The sequence below is a fragment of the Terriglobia bacterium genome, from assembly GCA_020073085.1.
In the GTDB taxonomy this organism is placed as follows: domain Bacteria; phylum Acidobacteriota; class Terriglobia; order JAIQFV01; family JAIQFV01; genus JAIQFV01.
This window is the reverse complement of the sequence record JAIQFV010000059.1, coordinates 1-10,463: the sequence shown is the minus strand read 5'-3', so window position 1 is coordinate 10,463 and position 10,463 is coordinate 1. Positions and strand designations below refer to the sequence as shown.

The 10,463-nt window shown below is 54.4% G+C and carries 12 protein-coding genes and 1 pseudogene; 3 read left to right on the top strand and 10 right to left on the bottom strand.

What is annotated here, in order from left to right; genetic code table 11:
* Positions 1–160: 160 nt before the first annotated feature.
* Positions 161–370, bottom strand: coding sequence for a hypothetical protein (locus LAO21_23080; GenBank protein MBZ5555600.1), 210 nt, complete (start codon positions 368–370; stop codon positions 161–163).
* Positions 371–441: 71 nt separating this feature from the next.
* Here LAO21_23080 and LAO21_23075 point away from each other — a divergent pair, with 71 nt between their 5' ends.
* Entirely contained in the window at positions 442–774 is a 333-nt protein-coding gene (locus LAO21_23075) for a hypothetical protein (protein ID MBZ5555599.1), read from the top strand.
* Between the two features lie 1,082 nt (positions 775–1,856).
* Here the strand turns inward: LAO21_23075 and LAO21_23070 are convergent.
* From LAO21_23070 to LAO21_23030, 9 genes are all read right to left on the bottom strand, one after another.
* Positions 1,857–2,387 (bottom strand): dihydrofolate reductase family protein, encoded by a 531-nt coding sequence (locus LAO21_23070; protein ID MBZ5555598.1) that lies wholly within the window; start codon positions 2,385–2,387, stop codon positions 1,857–1,859.
* A 137-nt stretch (positions 2,388–2,524) separates the two neighbouring features.
* Positions 2,525–2,926: a YciI family protein gene (locus LAO21_23065; GenBank protein ID MBZ5555597.1), complete on the bottom strand. Its 402-nt coding sequence runs from the start codon at positions 2,924–2,926 to the stop codon at positions 2,525–2,527.
* 65 nt (positions 2,927–2,991) lie between these two features.
* The gene (locus LAO21_23060; protein MBZ5555596.1) at positions 2,992–3,546 is read right to left on the bottom strand and encodes a dihydrofolate reductase family protein; all 555 of its coding nucleotides are present in this window, start codon (positions 3,544–3,546) and stop codon (positions 2,992–2,994) included.
* Between the two features lie 411 nt (positions 3,547–3,957).
* Positions 3,958–4,557 (bottom strand): dihydrofolate reductase family protein, encoded by a 600-nt coding sequence (locus tag LAO21_23055; protein MBZ5555595.1) that lies wholly within the window; start codon positions 4,555–4,557, stop codon positions 3,958–3,960.
* Positions 4,558–4,612: 55 nt separating this feature from the next.
* Positions 4,613–5,227, bottom strand: coding sequence for a hypothetical protein (locus tag LAO21_23050; protein ID MBZ5555594.1), 615 nt, complete (start codon positions 5,225–5,227; stop codon positions 4,613–4,615).
* 66 nt (positions 5,228–5,293) lie between these two features.
* Entirely contained in the window at positions 5,294–5,581 is a 288-nt protein-coding gene (locus LAO21_23045; protein MBZ5555593.1) for a hypothetical protein, read from the bottom strand.
* Between the two features lie 244 nt (positions 5,582–5,825).
* Positions 5,826–6,227, bottom strand: coding sequence for a YciI family protein (locus LAO21_23040; protein MBZ5555592.1), 402 nt, complete (start codon positions 6,225–6,227; stop codon positions 5,826–5,828).
* 107 nt (positions 6,228–6,334) lie between these two features.
* Positions 6,335–6,712, bottom strand: a complete 378-nt coding sequence (locus tag LAO21_23035) for a YciI family protein (GenBank protein ID MBZ5555591.1) — start codon at positions 6,710–6,712, stop codon at positions 6,335–6,337.
* A 129-nt stretch (positions 6,713–6,841) separates the two neighbouring features.
* Positions 6,842–8,095 (bottom strand): RNA polymerase sigma factor, encoded by a 1,254-nt coding sequence (locus tag LAO21_23030; GenBank protein ID MBZ5555590.1) that lies wholly within the window; start codon positions 8,093–8,095, stop codon positions 6,842–6,844.
* Positions 8,096–8,841: 746 nt separating this feature from the next.
* Here LAO21_23030 and LAO21_23025 point away from each other — a divergent pair.
* A complete protein-coding gene (locus tag LAO21_23025; protein MBZ5555589.1) occupies positions 8,842–10,053 on the top strand; it encodes a beta-lactamase family protein in 1,212 nt (403 codons plus the stop codon).
* A 127-nt stretch (positions 10,054–10,180) separates the two neighbouring features.
* A pseudogene (locus tag LAO21_23020) lies at positions 10,181–10,318 on the top strand (DUF1801 domain-containing protein).
* Positions 10,319–10,463 lie beyond the last annotated feature (145 nt).

The window sequence follows — 10,463 nt, the reverse complement described above, 5'->3', positions numbered from 1 at the left end:
CTGATCCATCCCGATCATCCTTCCTCCTCTGCTCAACGCTGCGGCTTCCCTGAGTCGCAGCACTCTAACAGAGGTCTGAGGGGGGTGGGTCCCTTTTACATGATCATTCGCCCTCCAGGTGGGTACCTTTTACGTTATCATTATCAAATTAAGGGTGTTCTTATTTGTTAGCGCGTTTTTTGGTGGTGGGCGGGGGTGGCTCCACGCGGGTCAGATGCAATTCTCCGCGATCGAGCAACTCCCATTGCACACTCTCACCCGGCTCCAGGCCGATGGCGGCGGCCAGGGGCAGCGGAAAGTAGACATAGAGCCGGGGGGTGGTGTTTTTGGTGCGAATCGCTTGCACTTTTAATAAATATTGGGTTGACATGGGCATAGGTTAGCTTATAAGCTAGCGTCTGTCAAGAAGAATCTTGGGGCGTTGAAGGAGCCGAGCGCGCGATGAGCTTACCCGTGTTTAATCCGCAGACCCACTTGTTTGGCCTGCAGGCGGTCCACCGGGAGGTCTTTGAGCCGGAGGATCGGTACCGCCTGCTGGCGGAGCGCATCTACCCGCTGTTGGTGCAGGCCCGTGCGCCGCTGGAACGCTGCTACCCGAGCGACACCGGGCGGCCCGCCATTGAGCCGGTGTTGTTGCTGGGAGTGAGCAGTGAAAGGGGTCGTATCTTTGCAATCTACTATTGGGATTGGGCTTGGCGGAAGCCGTCGGCTAAGTCTTTGTCTCCGCATCTTTTCTTCGAACCGACCGACGGTGACAAAAACAGTCCTCGGTGACCAAAGTATCCCTCGCCTCACAGATCTCCTCATCACCATGTCCCTCGCGTTCATCCCATATCGGTGGATCCCGTGCCAGAATGATGCTCGTCGCCGTTCACCGTCCCAATTGTAGATTGCAAAGATACGACCCCAATGAATCCACGCGGAGAAAACGGCGGAGGTGAAAATAAGCGCAACATTCAAGATCTGCTTCTTTCACGATCCTGAGATTTTTGAGATCCGTTTTGGGCTTATCCTTCAGAGAACCGCGAATGAATCGTTCAATCTCTGCCAATTTGACCTTCCGGGTGGGGGGCATAGATTGCTCCAATGCTTTGAGATGATCTTATTGTTCCCGTAGCGCAGTTTCGGGTCAGATCCGGACAACCGGACAATTGCGATTTTGCTCGAATTTTGAGGTCACATTTTCGCGTTGCGCCATCCATCTCTTGATCTGCTCTGCATCAACAATTCCAAGAGAGCATCCAATGATGAATTTCGTTCCTACCTCGTAACACTCGAGGGCCTATCCTGCGTCCCTGAATGAAGATTGCAGAGTTGTTCTGGGCACGGTTCATTCGATCTGAAGCGGGCTCCCTTCAATTGTCCGGTTGTCCGGATGTGACCCCCTCAGCAGCAGTCTTCTCCCCCATCCCCGCCTTGGCGGCCAAGGCCCCCAAGGGCAAATCTCTTTCTCGCGACAATCGCATGAGTCTCCTCACCTGCTCGTCTGTGGTAATCACCGTCCCTCCTTGCACTTAAAGGCCGTCAGATTACCAACTTCCGAGCTTCGGGACCCGGTCAATGTAATTGTCGTTGCCGGTCAATGTAATTGTCGCTGATCAGATACGACCCCAAGGAATTGAAAAACAGGATTGCCACCAGGCCAGCCCCTGGCCATGATACGGATCATTCTTTCCCTCGTGGCCGCCCTCATCGCGAGGTATCCTTTCGCCGTCGCCGCTGCTCGCTCTCCTTTATGATTTCGCTCAACTCCGCAACCGGCCGTATCTCAATCAGTCCCCGGTTTCCGCTTTCGGCAAGTCCTGACCCAAAGCGGACCTGACGCCTCGGCGCAGTCCGTCGGGCGAGTCGCGCGATTAAGCGGGCACGTACGTCAACCTAATCACGTCCTCGGCAACGAGATCGCTGGTCACAAAGCGGAGCGGCGGCCGGGGGCCGGCGAAGAATGGCTTGCCGCGACCAAGTACGATGGGGTGGAGGTAAAGTCGATACTCATCAATAAGACCAAGGTTGGTTAGGCTTCCTGCCAAGTCCGGTCCGGCAACGTCAATCTCCCCAACTGGCTGAGCCTTCAGCCCACGTATCACCGCCTCAATGTCATCCTCGACAAGTGTGGCGTTGGGTCCGACCGACTTCAACGAGCGCGACACAACCCACTTCGGCTGGCTCCGCCACGCCGCCGCGAAGTCGTGTTCCTCCGCGCCCCACTCCGGGTAGTCTTCGTCCCAATAACGCATTACCTCGTACGTGCGGCGACCGTACACCATGCCCGTCAGGTCGCGCACTTGCTCTATGAAGTGACGAAAAAGCGCCGGGCTTGGCCTAAACTCCAGATGGTCGACGTAGCCATCCAAGGACTGGTTCAATCCATAAACGAGCTTTGCCATGGTACAAAGTCTCCTTCCCAGGTTCTTCAGAATCGTATGTAAAGCGGTACTCAATATTGTTGTCGCCGGGTTGCCGCGACAGTGCCAGCAGGCCGGCCCCGGCCACGGTCCTGATCATTTTTCCCTCGTGGGCGCCCTCATCGCGAGGTATTCTTTCGCCGTCGCTGCTCGCTCTCCTTCATCATTTCGGTCATATCCGCGGAAGGACGTATCTCGAACGACGATCCATACTTCACTGCAGGATGTTGAGACATGAGCTGAATCGCCTGATTCAGATCTCGCGCCTCAAGCACCAGAATCCCACCCAATTGCTCCTTGGTTTCCGCGTAGGGACCGTCCGTCACTGCAACCTTTCCGTTCTTCCCATACACGGTCATCGCCGTGTGAGGGGGCCCAAGAGCCTCGCCCGCGGCAAAATGTCCGTTCCTGCGCAGCTCGTCGTCGTAGCTGAAACACTCGTCGAACATGGTGTTGCGCTCGCTTTCAGATAGGTTCTCGACCTTGCCCGGATCGTAATATCCCAAACAGATGTATTTCATCGTTCTTCTCCTCGTTGTCCTCCCCTCGGTGGGAGCCAGCAGCTCAGCTGTCGCAGATTTTTCCGTCACTGTTTCAAGTAACGAAGCGCAACACATCCTGATTCAAAGATCTTTGACTCAACAAATTTTAGTTGTAATCTCTCCGGCAGTCTGACGCCTTCTAACAACCGTCTCCCTTCTCCAGCAATGATTGGCATAACGACAAAACGATATTCGTCAATCAGGCCAAGCTCCATCAGTTGTGAAGGAACATCTACACCGCCGACCAAAATATTGTTGCCCTGTTCTTGCTTCAGTTTAAGTATTTCGTCGCGAAGGTTCGTACGAACAATTCTCGTATTTTCATCTTCAGCGCTGGCCAACGATCGTGAAAAAACAATCTTCTTCTTGGAGACAAAGGTTTGAGCAAATTCGATATCCGCTTTTGTCTCGGACTGGCTTTTTGCAATATCAGGCCAATAAGGAACCATCAATTGGTAGGTCTTACGCCCATAAACGAGCAGGGCAGCATCTCGGACGAGTTGCGCGCCGTAGCCAAGTACTTCTTCATCGGGAACCATTTTGGTGTGGTCGCAGCAGCCATCCAGGGTAATGTTGATTGCGAAGATTACATTTCTCATCACTGCCGTCCAAATTAGCTGAGAAAATGAGTATTTGGACGGATTAAGCCATTGATTCTAAAGAGATGGCGCTTTCGATCAAAAACGAGGCCTCGATCCATTGAAGGAGCCAAATTGTTGAAATCCCTCGCGAGCAACCGATTTTCAGGGCTCTTGATCGATTCCATCGATAGGTTGCCAATCTGGCTACGTTCATCTGCTGTCCAAATTGTGGAGTCCAAAAAGCCTAATTTGGACAAGAGTGATTTCTCATTTGAGTGTCCTTTCCCGTCAATGTAGCAGTCCTTACGAGAGTTTGAGGGTGGGCTGAGCGCCGGACCGTTCATCCTATAGTCGGCGCGCGCCGAAAGAATCGACAGTTGCAAATCGTAATATTTGCGGCGAACGTGCCGCCCAACACGGCGCGAATGTTTATAGAAAACTTCCGGTTTGGACAGCACCAGCGCGTTCGTAATTCGCGAGAATGACGCCACTCGAACCGACAATGCTTTCCGTCACTTTGAACGCGGCCGGGATCGTGCCCTCGGCAAACAAACGTTTTCCCTCGCCCAAGGTGATCGGATAGATCATCAACCAGAAATTATCGACCAGATCATGCTTCATCAGCGTTTGCAGGAGATTTCCACTGCCCCAAACGTGCAGATCGGGCCCTTCCTGCTGCTTGAGCCCGGCGACTTTTTCCGCAACGTCTCCGTTTAAAAACACCGACGGCTGCCACTGGTGAGAAGTCATCGTGTTCGAGGCGACGTACTTGGTCGCCGTGTTGACGCGGGGCCAAATGTCCCCATGTTGCGGCCAAAACGCCGCCCAAATATCGAAGGTTTTGCGCCCCAGCAACAGGTCGATCGGCAAATCCAGCATCTTTTTCACAGCCGCGCCGATCGCCTCGTCGTCAAAAGACGCTGCCCATCCGCCATACGCAAAGCCGTCGCTCGTATCCTCGTCCGGTCCGCCGCCGGCTTGTATGACGCCATCAAGGGTAATGTGTTCAAGCACCATAATTCTTCTCATGTCATTTCTCCTCAAGTACCAATAGTACACGTTCAAATGAAGCCGACTTTCCCTTTTACTGAATCGAACAGTTTCTTTGAGTTGTAACCGACACCATTTCGAAATCTGCTAATGATTGGTTAGCGCTGGCGTTTGAAGGACATTCGCTTTCCTTCTTGTCAGTAACGAAATCTGTACTTACACCGAATCCGTGTTCCAGACTGTCAATACCTAATTCAGCCGCTTCGCTGTAAGTAACCGCACACAGATGACCAGTAATTTCTAAGTTTCTTTTATGAACTGCATCGATGGCAGCCTTTAACGTCGGCTTATCCACACCCACATATGCCTTAAACGAGGTGAAGCCCTGATCGGCCCAATAATTCACAAAGGCTGCGGCTTCGGCCGGCGTCTTGTTTTCCTTCATCTGCGGAAAGAGGGCGTTTTCCCCCTCGATGTATGGGGCCGTTGGTTCAATAAAAGGGCCGGGCAATAAGCCGAGATCAATATCCTTCTTTATTCGAATATCCGAATACGGCTCGATGCTGCCTGCTGTTCTAATGGTTGTCGCTCCGGCTGCGAAGTAAAGGCGAGGAAAAGTAAATGGCAATTGTCGGGCATTGAGGTAGAAAGGATCCGTTGAGAAGGCCGATATGTACATATGCTCATGCAGCATCACCAGGCCAGGCATAAGTGCTTTGCCGTTCAGATCGATTATTTTTCCATCTCGCGGCGCTGACGCTTTTGCATCATCACCTTAGATCTTGCCGTTGCGGATAATGACGGTTTGATGCGGTTTGGCCGGGTTGCCTTTGCCGTCAATCAATAGTGCATTTTTGAAAACAGTAACAGGATCGTTGTAATCGATATATTTTTTGGTTTCGTCGCTAAAACTTATTTGCGAGAAACAAAGATTCGTGGCAAGGCAAATTGTCATCGCCATCCAAAGTAACGCTTTCATAATTTGTTTTGCCGAAAACTGAACTGCAGTTTTCCGCTCGATTGCAAACCGAGCGGAGCTGGCGGAACAATTATGTTTTCTCATTGTGTTTCTCCTTAAAATCCAATGGTACCTGTCTTGACTTCTCCAACTCGCTTCAGGTTGTTGAATGTCATTGTAGATCCTTCCGGAAAACCCATTTCAATCATCTTCTCAAAGCGGGGGATGTCGTCACCAACAAGGCCACGGTTTAGCCAGCAGTCGCACCAGGACGCCGCGCCGCATACAAACCCGTTCTTGCCTTTAACGGCTGTCTCGTATCCCTGCCGAACCAGAACCAGGATCGTGTTCAGCGTGCAGTGTTCTGTCTCCGTCGCCGCTCGCTTGCCTTCATGACTTCATTCATGTCCGCCGCTGGCCGAATCTCGAAAATGTTGCCATACGTCAGAGCCGGATGCTGGCCGATGAGCTGTACAGCATGATTCATGTCCCTCGCCTCAAGGACGAGAATGCCGCCGAGTTGTTCTTTGGTTTCGGCATAGGGGCCGTCGGTCGTTGCCACCTTGCCGTTCTTCCAATACAGGGTCAGAGCGGTCTCCGGCCCCTGAAGCCCTTCTCCACCGGCCCAGTGCCCGCTGGCGCGAAGATGGTCGTCATATTCAAAGCATGTATCGAACATGGCGTTTTTCTCGCCATCCGTCATGCCGTCAAATTTGCTTTTGTCGTAGTATCCCAAACAGACGTATTTCATTGTTCTTCTCCTCATAGCGGATTGAACGAACCGGCAACAGAGCGTTGCGCCGGCTCGTTCATCTCGTCACCAGGGCGCGTGTTCCGAGGCCGCAGTGGCCAAGTTGTTTACTTGCTTTCGCCGGGTCCTTGTTCCGGAGCCGGGTAGAAAAGAAGCTCGCGCACCTCGCCCGCCGCATCGCATGAGATGGCACCCTTGCGCGCCCACGCCAGCGCCTCGTCCATATCGGCAGCTTCCAGTATCCAGAAACCGCCCATATGCTCTTTGGTCTCGGTGTATGGCCCATCGGTGACGAGCACCGTACCATCAGGCTGCTTCCGCACCGTCTTTGCGTTGCTGGCCGGGGAAATTCCGCAAGCGAACTTCCTGGCGCCGGCAGCAATCATTTCGCGGTTGAGCGCGTGGATCTCCTCCATCATCGCTTCGGTGACGGCGGACGGGTCGAAGTCGTCGGGGAGGTAGTTAGCAACCAGATACTGTGGCATGACTTTTTCTCCTTGTTTTCTGTGGTTTGTTCCCGATGACTCGTTTCCTGTTCACTCAGGAACCGTAGCTCATCGTTCTTTTGTCCTATAGTCGTTGGGGAGACGGAAAATCGACAGCTATCCCAAATTTTATTTCAGCTGCCGAATCCGCTCCTGCAGGAATTGCCGCTCCGGTTCCTGTTGGGTCAGGGCCAGGGCTCTCTCATAAGAGGACCGAGCCTCAGCCGTCCTGCCGAGCCTGCGGTACATATCTGCCCGGGCTGCATGCGCCAGGTAATAATTTGCCAATTCGCCATGTTCCAACACCGCGTCGATAAGCGTCAGACCAGCCTCTGGACCATCGCACATTGCTATGGCCACGGCACGATTCAGCAGTACAACGGGCGAAGGGTGAATTCGTAGCAATCGGTCGTAAAGCGCAACAATCTGTCGCCAGTCGGTTACCGCGGCCGATTCCGCCTCCGCATGAACGGCCGCAATCGCAGCCTGCAGTGTGTAGGAGCCGAAGCGGCGGGACTTCAGGGCTTTCTCCAGCAATGCCACTCCCTCCGCGATCTGTTCCCGGTTCCAGAGCGAGCGATCCTGGTTCTCCAGCAAAATCAGCTCTCCAGTCGGCGAGGTTCTTGCGGCGTGACGGGATTCCTGTAGCAACATCAGGGAAAGCAGTCCAATGACTTCCGGCTCTGGCTGGAGTTCGATCAGCAACCGGCCCAGTCGAATCGCCTCGCCGGTTAGCTCGGCCCGCGTTACCTCCGCTCCCGCCGCAGCCGAATAACCCTCGTTAAAGACGAGATAGATGACCTGAAGCACCGCGCCCAGTCGCTCCGGCAATTCCTGCGGCGTCGGAACCTCGTACAGAATCGGTGTCTCGCGAATCCTTGCCTTGGCGCGCACAATGCGCTGCGCCAGCGTACGCGGAGTGATGAGGAAGGCCTTTGCTATCTCCTCGGTGGTCAGCCCGCACACCTCACGCAAGGTGAGCGCAACGTGCGCTTCCGGCGCTAGAGATGGATGACAGCAGGTAAAAATCAGGCGCAGCCGATCATCCTCAAGGCTGTCCTCTTCATTGGACCTTTCCGGCGAACTCCATGGCGTTTCGAGAGATCGCACGAGCTCGTCTTGAGACACATCAAATCGTGCCCGTCGACGCAGAGTATCAATGGCTTTGAATCGGGCCGTCGAAATCAACCAGGGTCGCGGGTTGCCGGGTACTCCACTCCTCGGCCACAGGCTCAGCGCCGCCGCAAAGGCTTCGTGCATCGCCTCCTCGGCCAGATCAAAATCACCGAGCAAGCGGATCAGAGTTGCCAGGATTCGTCCCGAATCCACGCGATAAAGGGAGTCGAGCAATTCGCGTATCTGCTCGGTGGAACGCTCGGACATGACGACGACCTTAGCAAAAAAGCTACCCCGAATCAATTTGGCAAACTGCTTGTGACAAGGGAAAAGTGTACCACCGTGACCGAGCAAAAATGTACCACCCCCGGGGGTTTTAATTAAAGGAATGTCATTAGTGAAAGGGGTCGTATCTTTGCAATCTACAATTGGGACTGGGCTTGGCGGAAGCCGTCGGCTAAGTCTTTGTCTCCGCATCTTTTCTTCGAACCGACCGATGGTGACAAAAACAGTCCTCGGTGACCAAAGTATCCCCCGCCTCACAGATCTCCTCATCACCATCTCCCTCGCGTTCATCCCAGATCGGTGGATCCCGTGCCAGAACGATGCTCGTCGCCGTTCACCGTCCCAATTGTAGATTGCAAAGATACGACCCCAATGAATTCCCATGCTCCTTCCCACGCGATCCGTAGCGGTCTGGCCATGGACCCTCCCGGACGGGGGAACGGTTGATGATGATTGCAAAGGGGGAAAACTCGACCCCGAGTATATCATATCGCTGAAATAGAGATTGGAAAGACCCCCAATCTTACTGAGAAAAGATTGGACGATGGACGTCTTCCAAGGCAAAATGAAAACGAAAAAATCTGACCCCAAGCGCGGTTTCGACGGGCGGTGGCCGGCGAGTTCCAAGCAGGCGAAGCGTGCGCTGTCCCGGAACGTCGCGGATTCAGGCCGATGAGGGCAGAGATCAGATTTCATGGAAGGAATTCAGTATGAGACGATGTTCACCGATGCACGGAAGAGTATGCCTCGCTCTCCTGATCGGAGTCGCGCACGCGTCATTCGCTGCGCCGGGCGGCGCGCGGATGATTCGCCGCATTGATGGGACGTGGATCTCGGCCAACGCCGCTTCTAGAATTGCAAGGGAGACGCTCACCGCGCATCACGTAACGGGCGCTCAGGTTGCCGTCGTGGACCGAGGGCGACTCGTGTGGAGCGAAGCCTTTGGCTTGAGGAGCGTCGAACCGCACCTGCCGATGCAACTAACGACGACGACATGGGCGGCATCGATCACCAAAAGCGTGTTCGCGGCCTATGTGATGCAGCTCGCCGAGCGGGGCGATCTCGCGCTCGACCTGCCTGTAGCGCAGCAATTAGCCAAGCCCCTGGACGAATATGAAAGCTACCGGGACACGGCGTCGGTACTCGTGAAGGACCCGCAATGGCAGCGGGTCACACCACGCATGCTTCTCGCCCACACAGCAGGTCTGCTCAATTTCGCGTTTCTGGAGCCGGACAAGAAGATGCATCTCCACTTTGCGGCCGGAACGCAGTTTCTTTATTCAGGGGAGGGCTTCAACCTGCTGCAGTTTGTCATCGAACAGAAGAAGGGGCGTCCTCTTGATCAATTGATGCAGGAGGCGATTTTCACGCCGATCGGAATGTCGCGCACGAGCTTGATTTTTCGAAAGGAGTTTGAGGCTGACATCGCTGACCGGTATGACGTCAACGAAAAGTTCCTCGCGAAAACGCGGCGGGCGCCGGCGCGGGCGGCAGGGTCGATGACGAGTACCGCCGAGGACCTGGCGCGATTTGCTTGCGCACTGTTCGCCGGAAACATCGTGAAGCCTGCCGCGCGCCGGAAGATGCTCAAACCGGTGATCCGAATCCGCACCTTGCACCAATTTCCTCTCGCGGTGGATGAGGCTAAGGGAACAGAGGCTCAGGCGGTAGGGCTCGCTTACGGCATCGGCTGGGGACTCCTGAGCCGCACGCCGTTCGGACGTGCGTTCTTCAAGGAGGGCCACGGTGACGGCGCGCAGAACTACCTGATCTGCTTTGAGCAGCGGCAGGCGTGCATGATCGTTCTTACCAATAGCGACAATGGCGAGCTTGCGTTCCGCTCTCTATTAGAAAACATTTTCGGCGACACCGTGACACCTTGGGAATGGGAAGGCTACACTCCGGCATACATCGAGGCGTCCCGCAAGCTGGGCAATTGATCTGACTCAACCGTGGCCCGGAGACCAATCTTCATTCTTCAGACGGTCTAATGAAGAGGCTTCCACTTGCGGAGGTTGCGGGGTACGCTGAGTGCAGCTAAATTAGGTGCGAGAGTTGGAGGTGTACATGAAAAGGACCGTCGCGGTGGAATCTGCCGCTGCATTAATCGACAAGAAGATCAAGGAACTTGGAGACTGGCGCGGGAAGACGCTCGCGAAAGTGCGCGAAATCATACACGAGGCAGACCCTGAGATCCTCGAAGAGAAATTAATTCGGGACTGTCCCCAATACTGTTCACTTAGAGAAATATATGATAGAGTCTCCTGGACTACAATAACGGTTCGGGAGGCCACCTCATGGCGAGAACCTTGGCGACGCTTCCTGCGGGGAGCCGCATCACCGATTACAT

Bases quoted from the DNA above. Each gene is read 5' to 3' on its own strand.
- LAO21_23055 (MBZ5555595.1), bottom strand. From the start codon at position 4,557: ATGAGAAGAATTATGGTGCTTGAACACATTACCCTTGATGGCGTCATA.
- LAO21_23045 (MBZ5555593.1), bottom strand. From the start codon at position 5,581: ATGAGAAAACATAATTGTTCCGCCAGCTCCGCTCGGTTTGCAATCGAG.
- LAO21_23040 (MBZ5555592.1), bottom strand. From the start codon at position 6,227: ATGAAATACGTCTGTTTGGGATACTACGACAAAAGCAAATTTGACGGC.
- LAO21_23050 (MBZ5555594.1), bottom strand. From the start codon at position 5,227: ATGCCTGGCCTGGTGATGCTGCATGAGCATATGTACATATCGGCCTTC.
- LAO21_23035 (MBZ5555591.1), bottom strand. From the start codon at position 6,712: ATGCCACAGTATCTGGTTGCTAACTACCTCCCCGACGACTTCGACCCG.
- LAO21_23080 (MBZ5555600.1), bottom strand. From the start codon at position 370: ATGTCAACCCAATATTTATTAAAAGTGCAAGCGATTCGCACCAAAAAC.
- LAO21_23070 (MBZ5555598.1), bottom strand. From the start codon at position 2,387: ATGGCAAAGCTCGTTTATGGATTGAACCAGTCCTTGGATGGCTACGTC.
- LAO21_23025 (MBZ5555589.1), top strand. From the start codon at position 8,842: ATGCACGGAAGAGTATGCCTCGCTCTCCTGATCGGAGTCGCGCACGCG.
- LAO21_23030 (MBZ5555590.1), bottom strand. From the start codon at position 8,095: ATGTCCGAGCGTTCCACCGAGCAGATACGCGAATTGCTCGACTCCCTT.
- LAO21_23060 (MBZ5555596.1), bottom strand. From the start codon at position 3,546: ATGAGAAATGTAATCTTCGCAATCAACATTACCCTGGATGGCTGCTGC.
- LAO21_23075 (MBZ5555599.1), top strand. From the start codon at position 442: ATGAGCTTACCCGTGTTTAATCCGCAGACCCACTTGTTTGGCCTGCAG.
- LAO21_23065 (MBZ5555597.1), bottom strand. From the start codon at position 2,926: ATGAAATACATCTGTTTGGGATATTACGATCCGGGCAAGGTCGAGAAC.